The organism is Trueperella pecoris (assembly GCF_014926385.1).
Lineage (GTDB): Bacteria > Actinomycetota > Actinomycetes > Actinomycetales > Actinomycetaceae > Trueperella > Trueperella pecoris.
In genome coordinates, this window is the sequence record NZ_CP053291.1 from 1712935 (window position 1) to 1734257 (window position 21323).

General features: G+C 59.4%; 20 protein-coding genes. 13 read left to right on the forward strand and 7 right to left on the reverse strand.

Features of this window, described 5'->3' with window-relative positions; all coding sequences use genetic code 11:
- Positions 1-97: 97 nt before the first annotated feature.
- The 7 genes from HLG82_RS07910 to HLG82_RS07940 all read right to left on the reverse strand — a co-directional run bounded on the left by HLG82_RS07910 (position 98) and on the right by HLG82_RS07940 (position 9639).
- On the reverse strand, positions 98-3247 hold the full coding sequence (locus HLG82_RS07910; protein WP_193326306.1) for a type I restriction endonuclease subunit R: 3150 nt from the start codon (positions 3245-3247) through the stop codon (positions 98-100).
- 10 nt (positions 3248-3257) lie between these two features.
- Positions 3258-4349: a restriction endonuclease subunit S gene (locus HLG82_RS07915; RefSeq protein WP_193326307.1), complete on the reverse strand. Its 1092-nt coding sequence runs from the start codon at positions 4347-4349 to the stop codon at positions 3258-3260.
- A 155-nt stretch (positions 4350-4504) separates the two neighbouring features.
- Positions 4505-6286 (reverse strand): type I restriction-modification system subunit M, encoded by a 1782-nt coding sequence (locus HLG82_RS07920; RefSeq protein WP_193326308.1) that lies wholly within the window; start codon positions 6284-6286, stop codon positions 4505-4507.
- Positions 6283-6540, reverse strand: a complete 258-nt coding sequence (locus HLG82_RS07925; RefSeq protein ID WP_193326309.1) for a helix-turn-helix domain-containing protein — start codon at positions 6538-6540, stop codon at positions 6283-6285. Before HLG82_RS07925 ends, HLG82_RS07920 begins: the two co-directional genes overlap by 4 nt.
- A complete protein-coding gene (locus tag HLG82_RS07930; RefSeq protein ID WP_193326310.1) occupies positions 6533-8194 on the reverse strand; it encodes a DUF2326 domain-containing protein in 1662 nt (553 codons plus the stop codon). The genes HLG82_RS07925 and HLG82_RS07930 overlap by 8 nt, the downstream gene beginning before the upstream one ends.
- Entirely contained in the window at positions 8172-8411 is a 240-nt protein-coding gene (locus HLG82_RS07935; RefSeq protein WP_193326311.1) for an ABC-three component system middle component 7, read from the reverse strand. Before HLG82_RS07935 ends, HLG82_RS07930 begins: the two co-directional genes overlap by 23 nt.
- Positions 8398-9639, reverse strand: coding sequence for an ABC-three component system protein (locus HLG82_RS07940; protein WP_193327782.1), 1242 nt, complete (start codon positions 9637-9639; stop codon positions 8398-8400). Before HLG82_RS07940 ends, HLG82_RS07935 begins: the two co-directional genes overlap by 14 nt.
- A gap of 406 nt (positions 9640-10045) precedes the next feature.
- On the opposite strand from HLG82_RS07940, the gene HLG82_RS07945 reads away from it, so the two are divergent.
- The 13 genes from HLG82_RS07945 to HLG82_RS08005 all read left to right on the forward strand — a co-directional run bounded on the left by HLG82_RS07945 (position 10046) and on the right by HLG82_RS08005 (position 21220).
- The gene (locus HLG82_RS07945) at positions 10046-10669 is read left to right on the forward strand and encodes a sigma-70 family RNA polymerase sigma factor (protein ID WP_193326312.1); all 624 of its coding nucleotides are present in this window, start codon (positions 10046-10048) and stop codon (positions 10667-10669) included.
- A 64-nt stretch (positions 10670-10733) separates the two neighbouring features.
- Positions 10734-10973, forward strand: a complete 240-nt coding sequence (locus HLG82_RS07950; RefSeq protein ID WP_193326313.1) for a hypothetical protein — start codon at positions 10734-10736, stop codon at positions 10971-10973.
- A complete protein-coding gene (locus HLG82_RS07955; RefSeq protein WP_193326314.1) occupies positions 10970-11380 on the forward strand; it encodes a hypothetical protein in 411 nt (136 codons plus the stop codon). The genes HLG82_RS07950 and HLG82_RS07955 overlap by 4 nt, the downstream gene beginning before the upstream one ends.
- Entirely contained in the window at positions 11373-12509 is a 1137-nt protein-coding gene (locus HLG82_RS07960; RefSeq protein ID WP_193326315.1) for a DUF2800 domain-containing protein, read from the forward strand. The genes HLG82_RS07955 and HLG82_RS07960 overlap by 8 nt, the downstream gene beginning before the upstream one ends.
- A gap of 21 nt (positions 12510-12530) precedes the next feature.
- Positions 12531-13088, forward strand: coding sequence for a DUF2815 family protein (locus HLG82_RS07965; protein ID WP_193326316.1), 558 nt, complete (start codon positions 12531-12533; stop codon positions 13086-13088).
- Positions 13089-13104: 16 nt separating this feature from the next.
- On the forward strand, positions 13105-13290 hold the full coding sequence (locus HLG82_RS07970; protein ID WP_255313871.1) for a hypothetical protein: 186 nt from the start codon (positions 13105-13107) through the stop codon (positions 13288-13290).
- 83 nt (positions 13291-13373) lie between these two features.
- A complete protein-coding gene (locus tag HLG82_RS07975; protein WP_193326317.1) occupies positions 13374-15335 on the forward strand; it encodes a DNA polymerase in 1962 nt (653 codons plus the stop codon).
- Between the two features lie 201 nt (positions 15336-15536).
- Positions 15537-16301 carry a phage antirepressor gene (locus HLG82_RS07980; RefSeq protein ID WP_193326318.1) on the forward strand — a complete coding sequence of 255 codons (765 nt, stop codon included), beginning with the start codon at positions 15537-15539 and terminating at the stop codon, positions 16299-16301.
- A complete protein-coding gene (locus tag HLG82_RS07985) occupies positions 16298-16741 on the forward strand; it encodes a DUF7768 domain-containing protein (protein WP_193326319.1) in 444 nt (147 codons plus the stop codon). The genes HLG82_RS07980 and HLG82_RS07985 overlap by 4 nt, the downstream gene beginning before the upstream one ends.
- Positions 16738-19005 carry a phage/plasmid primase, P4 family gene (locus HLG82_RS07990; protein ID WP_193326320.1) on the forward strand — a complete coding sequence of 756 codons (2268 nt, stop codon included), beginning with the start codon at positions 16738-16740 and terminating at the stop codon, positions 19003-19005. The genes HLG82_RS07985 and HLG82_RS07990 overlap by 4 nt, the downstream gene beginning before the upstream one ends.
- Before the next feature lie 133 nt (positions 19006-19138).
- On the forward strand, positions 19139-19417 hold the full coding sequence (locus HLG82_RS07995; RefSeq protein WP_193326321.1) for a VRR-NUC domain-containing protein: 279 nt from the start codon (positions 19139-19141) through the stop codon (positions 19415-19417).
- Positions 19398-20759 carry a DEAD/DEAH box helicase gene (locus HLG82_RS08000; RefSeq protein WP_193326322.1) on the forward strand — a complete coding sequence of 454 codons (1362 nt, stop codon included), beginning with the start codon at positions 19398-19400 and terminating at the stop codon, positions 20757-20759. The genes HLG82_RS07995 and HLG82_RS08000 overlap by 20 nt, the downstream gene beginning before the upstream one ends.
- Complete coding sequence (locus tag HLG82_RS08005; RefSeq protein WP_193326323.1) at positions 20756-21220, forward strand: ArpU family phage packaging/lysis transcriptional regulator; 465 nt, start codon at positions 20756-20758, stop codon at positions 21218-21220. Before HLG82_RS08000 ends, HLG82_RS08005 begins: the two co-directional genes overlap by 4 nt.
- Positions 21221-21323 lie beyond the last annotated feature (103 nt).

Genomic DNA, 21323 nt, shown 5'->3' on the forward strand with positions numbered 1-21323 from the left:
GCGAGTGCAGGTTACGCCGCAGAGGAAGGCATAGAGCGCGGCCCCGACTGGCGTTAGTGGCGGAGTGAACCAGTCTGGATTCCGCGCGCAGCAATAGTTAGGGCTGCTCGGGGCCCTCCGGGGTGTCTTCGCCCATCTTGTCCATGTTGACTTGGTGACGCAGCTCCCAGTAGACGAGGTCGGAGATCTCCTTGATGATCTGGCCTCGGCGGTGCGGGCTCTCGAAGAACTTCTCCAAGATGGAGTTCTGGGTGTCCTGATGGTCGAGTACGGCGTCGGTGACCGCCTTCTCCATCGTCTGGGACTCCCGGAACTGCTCCTTCGTGTTGGCGTTGACCTGATCCTTGATGGCTTCGTTCTGCACGAGGATCGTGACCACGCCCTGCACCCACGACTGAACCGAGTCGGGGTCGAAGTCCTCGTCCTCAAACAGTGCATTAATGTTGCCGAGGATTTCTACCCACGCGACCATGTGTGGGTCGCGCGAGTGGCCGCCGCCGACGCCCATCGGCTTGAGCTTCTCGCCTTCGCCGACTAGTGGAATCGCTCCTTCACTCTTGCGAGTCTGCTTGATGTGGGTCAGCTCAATACTGCTGAAGTCCAGCTCCTCTGGAGTCGTGCGCCCAGTAAGCCGCGGACGAAGCAGCCGGAGGAACAGTGCGAGCTTCTCCAGGTCGGTGTCCTGGTAGTCGACGATCTGGGAGAGGAAGTCATAGAGCCTCACAAAGGAGCCGACGTCCTTACGGAACAAGTCGAGCTCATCGACCTCGGCCTTACTCTTGTCCAGCACTGCCGCGACGTAGCGGTCATTGAACCGGTCGGCCGCGCGCTTCAACGGTGCGGTGTGTTTCCCGTGCGCCTTATCGATAATGAATGCTTGCGCGAACTCATCCACGTCGTCGCTGTTGTAGATCCCGGCGGTCTCAAGCTTGCGCGAGAGATCGTGTACGAGGTCGGGATCGGTGGTCTCGATGATCTCGGCGGTTCGGTAGTACGGCAGAAACGCCTCGAGGATCGTGTCAGCGTCGTTAACGAAGTCGATGATGAACGTCGTGTCCTTGCCCCTGGCGGGGAGAGTGCGGTTCAGGCGCGAGAGGGTTTGGACGGCCTCGATCCCGTCGAGACGCTTGTCGACGTACATCGCGCACAGTAGTGGTTGGTCAAAGCCTGTCTGATACTTGTTGGCAACGATTAAGACCTGGAACTGATCGCCCGCGAAGGCCTGCGGAATCCCCCGCCCGCGCAGGTCATGATTCATATTCGCTTCTGTGTACGGCTCCTGCACACCGGGTACGACGTCGTCGATCTGCTCAGAAGTCAGGCTCCCGGAAAACGCAACGAGGGTTCCGAGTTGGTAGTCGTGTTTCTCGATGTAGGAATCGATCGCCATCTTGTACTTCAGCGCAGCGGCACGACTCGAGGTCACCACCATCGCCTTAGCGTGCCCATCGAGGAGGTGGGCGACGTTCTCACGGAAGTGCTCAACGATGATCTGCACCTTCTGGGCGATATTCGTAGGGTGCAGACTCACCCACCGCATGAGGCCCTTCTTCGCGGTGCCCTCATCCACCAGCTCATCCCCACCCGTAGCGTCGCCAGTCTTCTGAGCGAGCTGGAAGGCGGTCTTGTAGGTAGTGTAGTTACGCAGAACGTCGAGAATGAAACCCTCCTCGATGGCTTGCTGCATCGTGTACACGTGGAACGGTGTCGGATTACCGTCGGCCCCGGGACGGCCGAACATTTCTAGAGTTTTGCCCTTCGGGGTTGCGGTGAAAGCATAGAACGAGATGTTCTGAGCAGTCGCGCGAGCTGCCATCTCAGCGGCAAGCACGTCCTCCACGCTCACCTCACCGCCGTCTTCGAGGGCCTCGACCTCGACTTGCGAAAGAACTTGGCGTAGCTTCTGTGCGCTCGTACCTGTCTGAGAGGAGTGCGCTTCGTCCGCGATCACCGCGAACTTCCGATCAGCGAGTCCGCCCTGTTGGGCAAGCGCCTCGAGGACGAACGGAAATGTCTGCAGAGTAACGATGATGATGAGCTTGCCACTCGTGAGTTCCTTGGCCAGCAATGCGGACTTGGATGAGGCGGAGGCCTTGCGCACCTCGTCAGCATTGATCGTTCCGACCACACCCTTCGTTCCCTCAATTGCTCTGATGGCTTTTTGGAGCTGGTCATCGAGCACCGTGCGGTCGGTAACGACGATGACCGAGTCGAAGGTCTTCGAATTATCGCTGTTGTGCAAGTTCGCCAGCCCGTGTGCGAGCCACGCGATTGAGTTCGTCTTACCCGAGCCCGCAGAATGCTGGATCAGGTACTTGCTACCCGCCCCCTCGACTCTCGTCGTGTCTAGCAGTCTGGTGACGGCCTCCCACTGGTGGAAACGTGGGAAGATGATCTGCTTGGTGCGCGCGCGTTCACCGGTGATGGGATCGACCTTCTCGGTGATCTGCAGGTTCACGAAATGCTCAAGAATCTGCAGCCAGTTGTCACGCTGCAGCACCCGCTCCCATAGGTATGACGTAGCGGCACCTTTTGGGTTGACCGGGTTACCTGCGCCACCGTCGCTTCCGAGGTTGAACGGCAAGAACACCGTGTTCGCACCATCAAGCTTGGTCGTCATCTGAATCTCATCGGTAGAGACCGCGAAATGCACCAACGCACGCGAGCCGAACTTCAGCAACGGCTCCCCCTGCGGCAGGCGGTCCTTACGGTACTGGCGCACCGCGTCACCAATCGACTGCGTGTTGTCCGTCTTCAACTCCGCCGTCGCTACCGGTAGGCCGTTAACGAAAAACACCAGATCAAGTGAATCCTGCGGGCGCTTCTTCGAATGATGCACCTGGCGCACCACACGAAGACGGTTTGTTTCATAGTGCTGTTGTGCTTCCGGGTTCATCGACGTTGCTGGCTTGAACGCGCACATGCTGAACTTCGCGGGTGTCTTCCTGAACCCACCACGCAGCACCGCGAGCAGACCACCTCCGTGCTCGAGCGGCTGATCGAGCTCCTTGACCAGGCGATCCAGCAGCAGACGCTTAGCCAGTTCCGCCTCCACCGGTGAGGCGTCCTCGGGAACAACCCGCGCCCACTGCTCTGGCTGCGTCGCCTGTAACCAGGCGAACACATCCTCCGGAATTAAAGCAAGTTCCTGGTCATAGCCAGAGAAACCCTCTTCGTACAGCCAACCGTGTGCACCGAGGTACTCACAGATCTCGGTCTCGAAACTCTTCTCATGCTGAACACCCATGATCTTTTCCCTATACCTCAATCTGCCCCGTCACCGCAGCAGTAACCAACGCAGAACGACGCTCCTGCAGCAGTTGGATCGCTTGGCTGCACCTGTCAATCAGTCTTTCAGCTTCTGCCGTTCGCTCACGGTTCTCGCTCACTAGTCGCTCCTGTACGTCTTTGGAGGGCACCAACGACGTAAGCCGCAGAAATACCTCTGGATAAAGCCTCAAGCGCGATTCCCAAATGCCGCGTGAATTTGCCTTCATGAGGCTGACATAGGCTGCCGTTCGATACATGCAATCAAAGTACATGGGGTTGACTGCATCTGGATCGCGGAACCTGTATACGTTGTACGAGGGGCTCACTAGTCCCTCATATCGGGAAACGCCGAGGGCGCCCATCCACGCCCACATCGTGTTGATGACCAGATCGTCTTTTGCAACTAGCCTGTATCCGACGGTTGATTCCGCTTCGAACATGGTCACGTTCTTCATGGAACGCGGAGTAACACCAGTGATGTGACTGACGGAGAGCATCTCCTCTTCGCCAGTATCACTTCGCCCTTCCACGTGCTCCAGGATGTGACGATTCCGTAGAAGCTCCCACCCATCGGGCGGGTTCAGAAAAGGATCGGTCGTCGCTCCGCCCCAAAAAGCATGCTCGCGCCAGAGCTGCAAACGAGACGTGGTGAGATCGATCAACTCGCGTTGTTTGGCGATGAGGTGGTCGATCTTCGCCGTCTCAGCATCGAGATACTGGACGATCCGCTCCTGCTGTTCAATTGAACGTAGTCGGAACGGCAATTCCTTCAGGCTTTCCCATCCGAGAGATGCTCGGACCCCGTCTTCACCCAGGTTATTGAAGACCTGTCGAAAGTAGAGATCCATGAAGTACCAGTATGCGTAGCGTGGCAAGACCTCCTTGGACGGCTGAACCACGATATATGCAGGACTTACGAGGCCTTCGTCTTCTGACAAACCGACTCGGCTTGTTGAGACGTTCTGCAGGTCAATCAGCTTGAATACGAGATGGCCAGGCTTCAACAACTGATACGAGTCAAAAGATTCTGGCTGGAGGCCGTCGGTCGCTTCTCGTGATCTCGGCAGTACACCGTTCATTGTTAGAGAAAGGCGTTGATATGAATCTGCCTTACCTGCACCTGGAATGTGTCGGTACTTATCGAATAGGTATCCGATCGGCAGGATCTGTTGGGCGTTGCCGGGGGGTACCGCGCCAAACCATGCTGGGAGGAGACCACCTCTGAATTTGAGCATCAGTCCGTCACCTCGCTAAGTAGCGCCAGGATTTCTTGGGTGACTTGGTGGAGTTCGGTGTCGATCTCTTCGAGTGGGCGGGGTGGCTGGTAGCGGTAGAAGTGGCGGGTGAAGGGGATCTCGTAGCCGATCTTGGTTTTCTTCTCGTCGATCCAGGCGTCGGGCACGTAGGGCTGCACTTCGGCATCAAAGTAGGCCTTGATGGTTTCGTTGCGTCCTTCGTCGGCGCGGCTGTTGCCGTTGTAGGTGAACGGGACGCGTTCGGTGTCGCGCAGGCTCGCGTCGGGCTGCTTCTTGCCCCGAGCGTTCGTTACGATCTCGCCTTCGCTGTCGCGTTGGGGGCGTTCGACGGTTATCTGCCAGTATGCGAACTCGTCGATGGGGACGATCTTGCAGTGCTCTGTCTCCACGTAGTCGGCATACAGGCGCACGATCGTTGCTCGGTTAGCTTCGGTGAGTTCACGACCCTTGTCGCCAAGCTTCTTGCGCATCTTGGCATAGAACTCGGTTCCGTCGATGAGCTGCACTTTGCCTTGGCGTTCTTCGGGCTTGTTGTTATCGACGATCCAGATGTAGGTGGCGATGCCGGTGTTGTAGAACATGTCGGTCGGCAGTGCGACGATCGCGTCGACGAGGTCGTGCTCGAGGAGCCACTTACGGATGTTCGAGGGGCCGGACTCTGCACCGCCGTTGAACAGAGGTGAACCGTTCATGACGATGCCGCCACGGCCCCCACCCTTGACCTTGGGACGTAGCTTGCTAACCACGTGCTGGAGGAACAGCATCTGCCCGTCGCTGACGGCGGGCACATTCTGTTTGGGCTTGTCACTACCAGCATAGAATCGAGAGGCACTGCCGAGTTCTTTGAGATCCTCCATCACGGCTGCCTGACTGGCTTTCCAGTCGTCCCCGTACGGTGGATTCGACATGCAGTAGTCGAACGTCTGCCCGGCAAACTTATCGTCGGCAAGCGTGTCACCGAGCTGGATGTTGCTGGAATCGTAGCCCTTGATCAGCAGGTCAGACTTACATACCGCGTAGGAGTGGTCGTTCCACTCCTGCCCATAGAGCCGAAGCTGTGCCTGCGGGTTAAGGCCTGGTTTGTCATTACTGCCCGTCAAGTGCTCTTCTGCGATGGAAAGCATCCCCCCGGTGCCGACCGTAGGATCATAGATCGACCGGATCGTACCCGGCGTACTGAGCGCCTCATCGTCACCAGCAAAGACGAGATCGACGAGCAGGCGGATAGCGTCGCGTGGAGTGAAGTGCTCACCAGGTGCCTCGTTGGAGGACTCGTTGAACGTACGGATCAGGTACTCGTACAGGTCACCCATCTCAGCGTTCGTGACTGTCTTGGGGTGCAGGTCGATGTTGGCGAACCGCTCGACGACGATGTAGAGGATGTTCTTCTCCGCCATGGTGCTGATTTCGTCGGCGAGCTTGAACCGTTCGAAGACGTCCATGTTGTCCGAGAAGCCGTTGACGTACTGCTTCAGGTTCGCCTCGAGTCCCTTTGGATCACCCAGCAGTGACCGCAGAGTCCATGGACTGGTGTTGTAGAACGGCAGTCCAGTAGCCCGCTGTACCTGCGCGGCCAGCAGTTCGGGGTTGTTGCTGAAGCGCTCCACCAGCGGTTCGATCGTGGCCTGGTGGTCTGCCAGGACGCAGTCGAGACGGCGCAGGATCGTCATGGGTAAGATGACGTTGCCGTACTGGCTGGCCTTATACGGCCCTCGCAGAACGTCGGCTGTACCCCAGATGAAGGACCCCAGTTGGCTCATGCGTCTTCTTCTTTCTTTTCATTTGCAGGTATGACTTCGACTATGTCGCCGATCTGGCAGTCGAGGACTTGGCAGATCCGCAGGAGCACGTCGGTGGTGACGTTGTCTCCGTTGTTGAGGCGAGCCATCGATGTGGATGAGAGCTTGGCTTCCTCCCGGAGGTCTTGCTTTAACTTGTCCTTGTCCACGAGCAGCTTCCACAAGGGCTTGTAGGAGGGCTTGACGTGGAGGTCAAACTCGATCCGTTTACTCACTGTCGGCGACCTTCCTCTTCTTCTTTTTGCTCCGTGAACGGCCGAACAGTTCTCTGCCGGACTCGAGGTGGACGAATGCAGACTCGGTCAGGATCTGCCGTGTCTCCTCGGAGTAGCGGCTGATCTTGTCGATCGCGAGGAAGATTTGTTTGCGCTGGCGCGCGTAAACTTTCGCGATGCCGTCGAATGCCTGGTCTTCGATGGGCTGAACGAGCATCGAATCGTGGGCAACTGCGGGAAGCAGGGTCGTCTCCAGCATCGCCAGGTCGAATGAGATCAGCCCGCGCTGGGTGGAGCCGGTGCCGGAGTCGTTCTCGATCTCGTAGGAATACTTGCCGACTTCGGGGATCTTAATGCTTGGCGGGGTTCGCTCTTCGCCGGTGATCTCCCCGTCGATACGCTGCATGACAGTGTTGAGCTGGTCTTCGATGCCCTGCAGGATCGACGTGGATTCTCTAGCGAGCGCCTCGGCGGCTTCCTTTTTGGATGCCATGAGTCGCTGCTCTTCGAGGAAGGCCTTGTTCGCGTTGGCGAGGGACCGGATCTGTCGGTCTAGTTCGCTGTAGGCGCGGATATCGGCCTGGGTTGCGGTTGGTGCGACGGAAAGCTCCTCGAGCCGGGAGTTGAGTTGTCCTAGGCGCTGCTGAATTCGCCCACGTTCTTCTTCCAACTGCTTGGTTTCTGCTTTGAACTCGGCGTCTAGAACCTGACGGATGCTGCGGTGGAAGTGTTCGATGTTTTCGATGTGTTCGATATTTGCCTCTGGGAAGAATTCGCGCAGCGCATCGAACTTCTTGGTCAGGCTGACGTCGGATGAGATGCCCTTGGCCCGTCGCATGGCGTTGATTTGTCGACCGAGCTGGTTGAAGCGCCGCAGCAAGGGCTCGCGTTCTGCCTGCACCTCGTTGATGGCTGCCTGTTGGGCTGAGGTGTAGTCCTTAGCAGTCAATCCTGCGCGGATTCCTGCTTGGTCGCGTTCGGTCTGGAGGTCTTCGATTCGCTGGGTGTTGTTATTGACCTCGGTGATGTTCCTTGCCCGGGGGAAATCGTAGTACCGCCCGGCTGCATGGAACAGGTCAAGCTCTCGAGCAGTCTCATCCTTAGCAGTCATGAAGCCTTGAAGCTTGGTGTACTCATCGAACAGCATCAGTAGACGCTTGACGCCGTCTGCCTGGGTGTCTCGGGGGTGCGCAAGGAGTGGGTGGTCGACATCGGAGTTCTTGCGTTGCCAGATCCGGAAGAAGTTGCTGACTGCTTGACGGAGACTGATGCCAGTATCTTGAAGTCCATACTGGGTGCCGACAAAGGTCTTGAAGTCGTCGAGTGTCATGGTGCGCAGCGGGCGGTAGTTCTTATCGCAGAGGGTGATCGCTGTCGGCGTGTCGGTGGCTCGCCGAAAGCAGTGAGTCTCTCCGCCGAGGAGGAACGCGAAGCGAATCTCGTGATGGCCGATGTTCTTGATGACGTCTTTGGCTTTGTCGACGTAGTCAGAACCGCCGAAGCAGAAGTCGATGGCCAAAAGCGTGGTGGATTTGCCGATGGAGTTCTCGGTGTTTTCAGTACCGAGCACTGTGTTCAGCCCCTCGCTCAAGCGCAGCGGGCCAGGGCGTTGTTCGTCGTGAAAGAACGCGTCACTGTCGAACTCGACCAACATAGTGGAGTACCTCCTCCGGGTAGAGCAGCTCGATCTGGCCGAGTGCGAATAAGCAGTCCAAGGCGTCGGCGAACTCGTCCACGTCGGCGAACTTCGATTTGACCTTCTTGTATAAGGCAGCGGGACTGAGATCCTGCTCGGACAGATGCTTCAGGATCGGCGGGAACTGGCTCAGCGTGGACTGCGAATAGGGGGTGACTTTGCTAGGCAGTCGCATCGAACACCTCGCAGTTTTGAACGAAAAAGCACGCAACGATGATCGACGCGCTGAGATTCGTCGAGTCGGAGTTGGCGTGGATCCAATCAGCAACTTGATCGAATATCGCTTGCTGGTCATCAGTGTGCTGGGATGCCTGGTCGTAGAAGTCGGCGACTTGCCCGGCGATCGCGTCGAATCGGCTGCGACCCCTGCCGCCTTCGAGTGCGTGGAACTCTTGCTCGATGATGCGGTACCACTGCAAGACGTGGATCTTGATCCGCTCGGCGAGCTCAAAGTACTCGGGCTTGACCTTTTCAGCGACTCGCACCGCATCCAACGTTAGCTCCGGGATAGCTCTATTGACGATGCGTTCCCCAAGCGTTTCGATGACAGAGACGATCGCCGGGTGGAGTTGTGAATCGAACGCGGTGTCCTGAAGGGCTGTTGCAGCGATCCTGCGATTTCGAATGTCTCGGAGTTTGTTTATGACATCAGGTACTTCAAGCAACGTGTCATTGGCGGGGACGAGTTTGGCGCACTTGACACACACTGCTTCCCGGTCAGTTTCAGAGCTTTCGTCGTCAATGGTGAAGGAGACAATCTCGAAGAATGGTCGCCGTTCACCTTTAACGGTCTTCACCAGTCGCTCTTTGCGGCAGACAGGACACAAGTCTCCATTGCGGGCCGCAAGCACGACATCTGCTTCAGTGATCGATCCGATACCGGCTCGTTTCTTATTCGGCCTTGAGATAGCTGAGATAAACGTATCAGCGTAAAACGAACCGTCATCTTTGTCTGCGATGTACAGCAGATCTTCAGCTGCATCGGCGCTGACCTCGGGATCATCTTTGATGAGTTCGATCAGCTCGGTCTTGAAGTCAATCTCGCGCATTGGCGCAATATCTTGGGCGATCTTGCTGAACGCTTCACGTGCAGCCCCACGTAGTCCAGGTTGCTTCAGAACGGGCCCGAAGCCGGTGTGCAGCTCGATGTCCTGCCTGAGCAGCCCACTGACCGTCTTGGGTGTGCGCCACACGTCCCACCCATCCTTGTCCGCAACCGGGGCGAAGTCCTGAATCCAGCGCAAGAGCACCTCCACGATGTAGGCGTCAGTTGAGGTCATCTTTGGGCGCGCCGTCGAAGGCTGCTTGTCACCCTTGCGAGTCGGCGTGCTGTAGTTCGCGGCTGGCTGGATCAGCACCTTCTGTAGGGCACGGGCGAAGGTCGCGAAGCACAACTGGCTCATCACAACCTCCTTTAGAAAAAGAGCACCAAAAGGGCACCAAAACTAGGGCAACGACATTTACTCGCCCGATTTTTAGTCTGGAAGTACCTCCGGAGGCATCCGTCGCGTACCTCGAGACTTCGGCCTTAAGTCTACCGCTGATGTTCTTCGAAGGGGCCTAAGACACTCTGCGAGTGCTCTAGGCGGCTGTGGAATCTGAGTGGCCACGACGGTTCCGCGACCTACAGGTGCCGCGTGCTGATCACACAAGGCCGTCAACCATCAGGGAGACGCGTAAGAGCAGCAAGTGGCAGGTGCCCGCCCAGCGGGTTCCTGCCATCTCGTTTCTCTACCCATCCCTTCCTGAGCCGTTGACACCGAGCTTGCTACCTCACGGGTCTTCCTCCAACACGGAGGGAACACCCCGTTGTCAACACAACCGCATACCAATACCCCCGCCCCCTACTCTGTGCGCACGAAGTATTTCGCAGGGCACGAGTTCAAGCAGATCTACGTCCCGTCCCGGCTCATCGACGATGTCCAGCAGTACGCATGGATCCAGCTCGTTGACCCACCGACTGGCGACATAGAGCTGAAGCTGAGCGCCGACGAGGTTCTCGCTTTGCTGTACGACCCGACGTACGTGCCGGAGTGGAAAGTCGCATACCTGCGCACTGCCTACTTCGGTTTTCGTGCCGCCGAGAACGCTCGAAACCGTGGCGACCTCTCCTATAGCGATTGGGAAGTCGAGGTTCATGACGGACCTCAGTATTTGAACGTCTCTGTTCACGAAGAACAGGTCGATAGCGAGCTGGTTGTCGAATGGCTGCTGTCTCAGGTCAGCGACAAGCAAGCGGAACAGATCCGCCTGCACGTGTTTGAGCGGCTCTCCTTCGTCGAGATCGCGCGTGAGGAGCGCCCCGGCGCTGACGAGGCCGAGGTAGCGCGGCGCGCGAACAGCATCGGGCGTTCGGTCAAGCGCGGCCTGAAGAGGCTTCGGGAATTCATCGAGACGGAGTGTCCGGATCTGGCTCTCTTCGGGGGCGTATGAGTGCCCGGCCCACACCAAGGCCAGCACCAACCGACTCTCAACCTGTGTCATAAGGAGGAGCACGATGACCAAACATCGTCTCAAGGTCACCTTGACCGACCAGCCCGAACCTGACGCTGCGGTCTCTGCCCGCAAGGTCAGTATCCGCACCCGGCTAGCCCGCAAACTGCTCGGGAACCCCCAGCAGCTCACCGTTCTCGTGCCGGGCAACCAGGTCCACGCAGTAGAAATCGTACGCCCAGACGATGACCTCATGGAGCTCGCCAACGCGGTCGGCGTTACCCGCAGAGGTGATGTCGCGTGAACGTCACCGAAGCGAACACATTCATTCAGGCGATCAACACGATCGTCGAGGGGTACACCGCTCTAGCACGAGCGATCGAGGACAGTGCGTGGGCATCGTTTGAGGACCACGTTGGCATGACGGGTGCTCGCCCGATCGCCGCCGCCGAACTGGCCCAGCCTGCACTCGAAGCTGAAGCGGAAGAGTACGAGGCCGCCCACCAGCCACCCGCCCCGGTGCCTATTCCTGAACCGGTGCCGGTGACGCTCGAGCAAGTCCGCACCATGCTGGCCAGGCTCTCGCAGGCAGGCCACACCGCCCGCGTGCGTGAACTTATCCAGGCCGCTGGTGCGAACAAGCTCTCCGAGGTTGCCCCATCAAAGTATGGGCAGTTGCTGGAGCAGTCGGGGGCGATAGCTGATGCCTGACCAGCACGCACTGCTTAGTGCCTCGGGTGCGCACCGCTGGTTAGCCTGCACGCCCTCAGCCACGTTGGAAGCCGGGCTCCCAGACTCCTCATCGTCTGCTGCCGAGCAAGGCACCGCTGCCCATGAGCTCGCGGAGTGGAAGCTCCGCCGCTCCTTGCATGACGCGCCGACCACCAGGCCTGTCTCGGATTGGCATGACGAGCAGATGGACACCCTCACCGACGACTACGTGGCGTTCGTCCAGGAGCGGCTGCGTGACGTACGCCAGGTGTGTGCGGATCCGCAGGTGCTCATCGAGCAACGCCTTGACTTTAGCCATGTGGTGCCAGGCGGTTTCGGGACCGGGGACTGCGTGATTATCGCCGAACCCACGCTCCAAATTATTGACCTGAAGTACGGCCAGGGTGTCATGGTCGAGGCCGAGAACAACCCGCAGCTCATGCTCTATGCGCTCGGAGCGTTGAACGCGTTCGGATCGTTGTACGACATCAGCGAGGTGGCGGTCACGGTCTACCAGCCCCGCCGCTCCAACGTTTCAACGTGGACGATCCCGGTCTCTGACCTCGATGCCTGGGCCGAGAACGTGGTGAAACCGCGTGCCGTGTTGGCGGCAGCTGGTGACGGCGAGTTCGCTCCTGGGGAGTGGTGCCGGTTCTGCAAACTCAGCGCCACCTGCCGCACTCGGGCCGAAGCCAACCTGCAGCTTGCCAAGCATGAGTTCGCACCACCTGCCGAACTCATCGATGCCGAGATCGCAAAGGTGCTGGCCCAGCTGCCGGACCTGAAGGCCTGGGCTGCCGATGTGGAATCACACGCGCTGTCGCTAGCGGTGAACCAGGGCAAATTGTGGCCTGGTTTCAAGCTCGTGGAAGGCCGCTCGATCCGCAAGTACGTGGACGAAAAGGCCGTTGCCGAGGCCGCGCAGGCTGCCGGTGTCACCGACGTCTGGGAGCAAAAGCTCAAGATGATCACCGCGCTCGAAAAGCAACTGGGCAAGAAGCGCTTCTCCGAACTATTCGGGGATCTCGTGGTCAAACCAGCCGGTAAGCCCACACTCGTCCCCGACTCCGACAGGAGGCCCGCACTGGAGATCCAGTCGGCAACAGATGAATTCACTGCAATCAAGTAACAAGAAAGAAGGTAAGACAAGATGTCTGCAACGAATCCGACCCGTGTGGTCACCGGCGAAGTGCGCCTGTCCTACGCCAACATCTTCGAGGCGAAGTCGATCCAGGGCGGCAAGCCCAAGTACAGCGTGTCTTTGATCATCCCCAAGGGCGACACTGAGACGCTGGCCAAGATCGAACGTGCCATTGGTGCGGCGATCGACGCCGGGATTGGGAAGTTCGGTGGCAAGCGCCCCAACAAGGCAGCCCTCAAGCTCCCGCTCCGCGACGGGGACATTGAACGCGACGATGAAGCCTACGCAAACGCCATGTTCGTCAACGCGAACTCGACCACCCCGCCCCAGGTTGTGGGCGCGGATCTGCAGCCGATCCTGGATGCCTCCGAGGTCTACTCCGGGTGTTACGCCCGCGTGAGCCTCTCGTTCTATGCGTTCAACACCAACGGTAACCGGGGTATCGCGTGCGGGCTGGGCAACATCCAAAAGGTCCGCGATGGGGAACCCCTTGGCGGTAACCGCATCAGTGCCGAGGAAGACTTCGGGTCATTCACGGCAGCCACCGACAACGACTTCCTGAACTGACCGGAGGGCCGTCGACATGATGTGGGACGTCTTCAACGCAATCACCCTCGCCATCTGGGTGTACGTACTCATCCCGTTCTGGGTGGTGTTCTTGTTCGGCTGGATCAAGATCAAGCTCCAGAGCCGCCGTGATCGCAAGCGCCTGGCCGAGTTGCTCGAGGCCGAGAAGGCCGAATTCGACCGCCTGCGGGTTTCTGAATAATCCACCCATTCACGGGAGGGAACCAACCCCAATCAGCGGGCTGGTTCCCTCCCGTTCTCACGTACCCCAAGGGAGGCATGCCTGTGCGTGAACTCTTCATCGACATCGAGACCTTTTCGCCAGTGAACCTGGTCAAGGCCGGGGTCTACCCCTACGCCGAACACCCAGAGTTCGACGTTCTCTTGTTCGGCTACTCGATTGATGGTGGCCACGTTGAGGTCGTCGATCTCGCCTCGGGTGGTTCCCTGCCCGGTGATGTGCTGGCCGCGCTGGTCGATCCTGATGTGGTGAAGCGGGCGTTCAACGCCGCCTTCGAACGCATCTGTCTCTCAGCCTGGCTCAACCGCCACCACCCGGTGCTTATGGCCGGGCAGCGGTTGCTGGACCCGGCGCAGTGGCACTGCACCATGATCTGGTCCGCTTACCTCGGCCTGCCCATGAGCCTGGAGCAGGTCGCCACCGTGCTGGATCTGCCCGTGCGTAAAGACAGTGCAGGCAAGAAGCTCATCACTCATTTCTGCACCCCGGCCAAACCATCGGTTCTCAACCAAGGCAGCAACCGTAATCCGCCGTCGTCCAACCCGAGGGGCTGGGAGGCATTCATTGCCTACAACCGGCGCGACGTCGAAGTCGAGCTCGCCATCCACGACCGACTCGAAGCCTTCCCGGTCCCAGAGACTGAGTGGGACACCTACGTGCTCGATCAACGGATCAACGACACCGGCATCCTCCTCGACAGCGTGCTGGTGGGTCATGCGGTCCAGTGCGACCGTCAGCACCGTGCCACCACGCTCGCCCGCGCTCAAGAGCTCACGGGGCTTGAGAATCCGAACTCGCCCATCCAGCTCAAGGAATGGCTCGCCGAGCACGGCACACCCCTGCAGTCACTCACCAAAGACGAAGTCGCTACTGCGCTCGACACCGCCACCGGCGACGTCAAAGTGGCACTCGAGCTACGTGGCGAACTCGCCAAATCCTCGGTGAAGAAATACGAGGCTATGCAGCACGTCGCAGGAGCCGACGGGCGCGGACGGGGCTTCCTGCAGTTCTACGGCGCAGGCAGAACTGGAAGATTCGCTGGCCGCCTCGTCCAAGTCCAAAACCTACCCCGCAACTACCTCCCAGATTTGGCGGAAGCCCGAGGACTTGTGCGGACGGGCAACTTCGAGGCGGTCGAACTGCTCTACGACTCTGTGCCCGACACCCTCAGCCAACTGATCCGCACTGCATTTATCCCCGCCGACGGCCACCGGTTCGTGGTCGCTGATTTCTCCGCCATCGAGGCGCGGGTGATCGCCTGGCTCGCAGGCGAAACCACCACCCTCACCGCTTTCGAAGCGGGCAAGGATCTGTACTGCGAGACCGCCAGCCGCATGTTCGGCGTCCCCGTCGAGAAGCACGGTGTGAACAGTGACCTGCGGCAGAAGGGCAAAATCGCAGTCTTAGCTTGCGGTTATCAAGGCGGCGTCGGGGCGCTGAAGGCCATGGGTGCACTACGCATGGGACTGGCTGAGCCCGAGCTTCAACCTCTGGTGGATGCGTGGCGCTCAGCCAACCCAAACGTCGTCCAGCTGTGGGCCGACGTCAACGCCGCCGCCATCGAAACCATCAGCACCCGCCAGCCCACCCATATCGGTCCGCTGACCTTCACGGTCGAAGCCGGGATCATGTTCATTGCCCTCCCATCAGCTCGTCGGCTCGCTTACGCAAAGCCACGGCTGGGCGAGAACAGATTCGGCGGCACCAGCATCACCCACGAAGGCATCACCACAGGACGCAAGTGGGGACAGCTGGAAACCTACGGCGGGAAACTCACCGAGAACATCGTCCAAGCCGTCGCCCGCGACCTACTCACCTTCGGCATGCACCAAGTTGACCAAGCTGGGCATCGGATCGTCATGCATGTACATGACGAGATCGTCGTCGAAACCACTACCGCCACAGTCGACGAGATCTGCAACCTCATGGCCACCACCCCCGACTGGGCTGAAGGCTTGCCCCTATCGGCGGATGGGTTCGCGTGTGACTTCTACCAGAAGGACTGACCCAGATACTCGTTGCCCTCTTGCATTCAGGGCTGAGGCCAGGGTGACGCAGTAGCGAGCGGTTACTGCGAGTGTCAAAACTGCTCCGAGCTGGGTGTCCGGATTCTTGTGTCCTCGGGGGCGTATGCGTGAGAGCCCGACGCAGCCACACCCGTGACCTGCCGGAATCACGTCAAACCTGGCTCTTAGAAGGAGCCACTCATGGCTACCACTGACCTCCAGACATTCACCAATAATGCGTTTGGAACCATCCGAACCATCAACCACGACAGAAAGGTCTACTTCTGTGGCCGAGATGTCGCCACAGCGCTCGGCTACAAAGACCCGACCAACGCGATGAAGCAGCACTGCAAGGGGGTGGCGATTCACCACCCCCTTCCCACCGCCGGTGGAATCCAGCAGGTTCGCTTCGTCACCGAAGGTGACCTGTACCGGCTCATCTTCTCCTCGAAGCTCCCGGCAGCTCAAGCCTTCGAAGCTTGGGTCGTCGATGAGGTCCTGCCGACGATCCGCCGCCATGGCGTCTACGCCATCGATGAACTCCTGAGCAACGATGAGTTCCTCGAGCAGGCCATCGTTCAATTGCGTGCGGAGCGGGCCAAGCGACTGACCGCCGAACAAGCACTGCTCGAAGCGGCCCCGAAGGTCTCGTACTACGACCTGGTGCTGCAGTCGGCCTCGCTGCTGACCACGACTGAGATCGCCAAAGACTATGGCTTGTCCGCTAAACGGATGAACGCGATCTTGCACGAAGAAGGCGTGCAATTTCGCCAGTCAGGGCGTTGGTTCCTCTACGCCCGATACGCCGAACAGGGGTACACCCAATCCAAGACCCACGAATACGACGAGGGCAAGACCCGTACCCACATGTACTGGACGCAAAAGGGACGCCTGTTCATCTACGACCTGCTAAAGAACCAGCTCGGACTGCTGCCGGTCATCGAGCAGGACGGCGGTGCAGCATGATCACCACCTTCCTTCACGCCGAGCTCGGTTTCTCGCCCCACAGCATCGAGGGCTACCCAGACCCCACTGCCTATAGGGCGTTGAAGAATCTGCAGCGCGCCGAATACGGCTACCGGCCCCTGGTCTACATTTGCTCGCCCTACTCCGGGGACGTAGAAGCCAACATGGAACTCGCCCAAACGTTCTGTGCGCATGCAGTGGCTCGATGCAAGATTCCGCTCGCCCCGCACCTGCTGTTTCCACAGTTCATGGACGACAACGATCCCGAGACCCGCGAGTTGGCGATGTTTTTCAACCGGATCCTGCTCTCTAAGTGCGAAGCGATCTGGGTGTACACGGCGCGTGTGTCAGTGGGGATGCGAGTGGAGATCGAGTGGGCACACCACTTCGACCTTCCCATCAAGTACTTCGACGCCGACTTCGAGGAGGTCACCCCATGACACCCATGACCATGTACACCGCACTCGTGGCTGGCCAGCAGAACAACGCGCACTACCCGCACCAACATGACGTCACCAGCGAGGCAGACCTCGAAGCGGTCGCCCGACTCGATCACGTAGTTGCCGAGTACGTGGGTGGGCGACGTTCAGCAGGCAGTTTCGTGACCTCGAACTGTCTGGTCATGGACGTCGACAACTCCCACACCGACAACCCAGCCGAGTGGATCACCCCAGCGAGCCTTGCCGAGCAAATGCCGGGGGTAGCGTTCATGACTGCCACCAGCCGCAACCACATGAAGTCGAAGGGTGCGCAGTCGGCCAGGCCGCGTTTCCACGTCTACTTCCCGATTGGCCCCGTGGCTGATGCTGAAGCCTATGCGGGACTCAAGAAGCTGCTCGCCTCCAGGTTCGAGTTCTTCGACCCCAACGCGATCGACGCTGGCCGCTTCATCTACGGCCACGCTGCCCCGCTGATCACCATGGTCGAGGGTGAATGTGCTATCGACCACTGGCTTGCCGAAGCGGTGGATGAGGACCTATTTGCCCAGTGGGATGACTCCACCCAGGCCATCGAGGAAGGTTCGCGCAATGCGACCTTGTCGAGGTTTGCGGGCAGGCTCCTCATTCGCCTCGGCACGACCGATGAGGCACGCGCCTTGTTTGATCGCAAGGCCGCCCGCTGTAATCCGCCACTGCCCGAGTCGGAGGTGGAGTCGATCTGGCGGTCCGCCACCCGGTTCGCCAAGACAGTCGAGAACCAGCCTGGTTATCTGCCGCCGGAGGATTTTGAGGCGAGCCTGGATTCGGTGCGCCCCAGCGATTACAGCGACGTCGGGCAAGCCCATGCCTTGACTAAGGCCTATCCGGACTCGCTGCGCTACTCGGAGGCCACCGACTGGCTCGTCTATTACGACGGTGTTTGGTACGAATCGGCCCCTGCAGCCCAAGCTGTTGCTCAAGAGCTCACTGAACGTCAACTCGCTGAAGCCCACGAGCTACTCGAAGACGCGAAGGACAAGCTCGCTACGACTGGTGCGGGCACGCTGCTCGGGTCGATGTCGAAGGCGAAAGCCCAAACCATGTTCAACCCGGCCCAGCGTGAGGCGTTCGCCGCGTTCGAAGACGCGAAAACCTACGCGACCTACGCGCTGAAACGGCGGGAGTCGCGCGGGATCACCAACTGCCTGCGCGAGGCTCGCCCGATGCTGCTCACCACACCAGAGCAGCTGGACGCAGACCCGTACCTGCTCAATACGCCGTCGGGCAGCTACGACCTTCGAATCGGCCCTGCAAGCAAACGAGATCACGACCCTGCCGATTTGGTGACGAAGCAGACCAGCCTCGACCCTGACACCACCGGGGCGGAAGTCTGGCAGGAAGCCTTGGAGGTGTTCTTCCAAGGCGACCAAGAATTAATCGACTACGTGCAACGCATCGTTGGCCTGGCCGCAATTGGGCAAGTCTTCGTCGAAGCCCTCGTCATCGCCTACGGCGACGGCCGTAACGGCAAGTCAACGTTTTGGAACACGATCGCCCGCGTGCTCGGCACCTACGCCGGGAACATGAGTGCTGATGTGCTGACGATCGGTGGGATGCGCAACGTCAAACCCGAACTCGCCGAAGCCAAAGGCAAACGGCTGATTATCTCGGCTGAGTCCGAAGAGGGCGTGCGTATGTCCACCTCCGTGGTCAAACAACTTGCTTCCACCGACCAGATCTATGCGGAGAAGAAGTACAAGGCACCCTTTGCCTTCACCCCGTCCCACACGCTGATCCTCTACACGAACCACCTGCCCAGGGTGGGGGCGATGGATGCGGGGATCTGGCGACGGCTCATCGTCATTCCCTTTGAGGCCAAGATCGAAGGCCAAAGCGATGTGAAGAACTATGCCGACCACCTCTACCACGAAGCTGGCGGGGCGATCCTGACTTGGATTATGGAGGGTGCGCGCCTCATCCACGCCGAGAACTACCACCTGAAAGCGCCAGCCAGAGTGGTGGCCGCATCATCGGCGTATCGGGAAGAGAACAACTGGTTCGCCCAGTTCCTCGACACCCACTGCGACGTCGACGAGCACCTCTCTGAGCGTGCCGGGGATTTGTATCAGACCTACCGGGCGTGGGCGATGTCCACCTCTGGGTGGGCACGTCCCATGGTCGATTTCAACGCCACCGTCGAACACCACGGCTTTGTGCGCAAAAAGATGAAGTCGGGAATCAGGGTGTTTGGCCTGCAACTGAAAAACGAGTTTGACCAGCAGTAATAGCGCTGGGTGCAGCCTGGTGCAGACCCATATGTGAGTTTCCTATAGGGCATAAAAACGGGCCCTTAGGAAAAGTCCAAAACGACCCTGCACCAGGTTGCACCCTCGGCATAACACCAAGGACGTGTAACCCATGAACGAACACCACATTGAACAGCATTTGAAGCAAGCCGTTGAAGCGGTGGGTGGGCTGTGCTGGAAGTTCACCAGCCCCGGCACAGCCGGTGTGCCTGACCGTATCTGCATCTATCGCGGACGCCTCATCTTCGTCGAGCTCAAAGCACCCGGACGCCTCCCACGCCCGATCCAACACCGCCGCATCCAGCAGCTGCGCGACCACGGGATTGACGTGTACGTCGTTGATTCGCTGACCGGGGTCGAGGAGGTAGCTGATGCGTTACAAGCCGCATAACTACCAAACCGTGGCCACCAGGTTCGTCGAGGATCACCCGCAGGCCGCGATCCTGCTGGGCATGGGTCTTGGTAAGACCGTGATCACCTTGACGGCAATCTGGACTTTGCTGCTGGACTCCTTCCACGTTCGCCGCGCCCTCATCGTCGCACCCCTGCGCGTGGCACGGGATACGTGGCCTGCCGAGATCACCAAGTGGGATCACCTGGAGGGACTCTCGGTCGCAGTTGCTGTCGGCTCCAAGCAGGCTCGGCTTGATGCGGTCACGCAGCAGGCGATGGTGACGATCATCAACCGGGAGAACATTCCCTGGCTGGTCAAGCATCTTGGGGATGCGTGGCCGTATGACATGGTCGTCATCGACGAACTGTCGAGTTTTAAGAATCATCGGGCGCAGCGCTTCAAAGCCCTCGCCAGTGTTCGCCATCGTGTCTCCCGCATCGTCGGACTCACCGGTACACCGGCATCGAACGGGCTGATGGATCTGTGGGCGCAGTTCCGACTCCTCGACGAAGGTGAGCGCCTCGGACGGTTCATCACCCACTTCCGAAACCGCTGGTTCGTACCCGATCAACGCAACGGCCAGCAGGTCTTCACCTACAAGCCCCGGCCCGGTGCCGAAGAAGAAATCTACGAGGCCATCGGTGACATCACGCTCTCGATGCGTACCACCGATCACCTCCAGCTCCCGGAGCTGACGATCACCACCCACACCGTGACCCTCGACACCAAAGAGTGCAAGGCCTACGAGCAGTTGCGTGACGAGATGGTCCTCGACCTCGATGGTCAGATGATCGATGCTGCGAACGCCGCTGCACTGTCGGGCAAGCTGCTGCAGCTGGCCTCCGGAGCGGTCTACGACGAACACGGCAACACCATCCACGTTCATGACCGCAAGCTTGATGCCCTGGAAGACCTCTACGAGGCAGCCAACGGCCAGCCGCTGTTGGTGGCGTACTGGTTCAAACACGACGCGGCACGGATCCGTGCCCGTTTCCCTGAAGCACGCGAGCTCAAAACCAGCGCCGATATCTCCGATTGGAACGCCCGCAAGATCCCACTGGCGCTGATCCACCCAGCCAGCGCCGGGCACGGGCTGAACCTCCAAGCGGGCGGGAGCCTGCTCGTCTGGTTCTCCCTGACCTGGAGTCTCGAGCTGTACCAGCAGACGAACGCCCGCCTGTATCGGCAAGGCCAGCAGGTGCCGGTGACCATCACGCACCTGGCGGCAGACAACACCCTCGACGATGGAGTGCTCGCCGCGTTGGACAACAAAGACACGACACAAGCTGCGTTGATTGACGCGGTCGCCACAACCCTTGGAAGGCAGGCACACTCATGAACGACCACCCCGTCTGGGACTACTTCGACTACCGCAGAGCCGCCATCAGCGTGCTCCAGGACTACGCAACCCAAGCCGTCATTCTTCAGCAAGGCGGAAGCTACGCCGAAGGACTCAAAGCCTCGCTGACATCGATCGGATCACCCCGTCTCGATGGCCTGCCACGGGCCAACAACCCACACGCCGGTGAAGCGCGCATGTGTTCGATCTTGGACAACCTCGACGTCCTCAAAGCCCGTGACCGCAAAGCGCGGGCATATATGGATTGGTTCACCCCCGCATGGGAAGCCCTCAGCGACGATGACCGGCTGGTGCTGGAGACCTTTTTCCTCGACGAACTGCCCGCAGAAGACGCCGCCGTCAAAGTAGCCGAGCACTTCTACGTCGAACGCAAGACCGCCTTCGCCAAGAAGCAACGAGCCTTGGCTCGCTTCGCCCGGCTCTTGTACGGCAGGGACTAATGCGTTCGCGCGCATAAGTGTGGCAAACAGGGGATGACTTTCAGGGTTTGCCTGTTGCATGCTGTAAGTGGTTGAAAAGTAGGTCCCGACCCCCAGACGCATT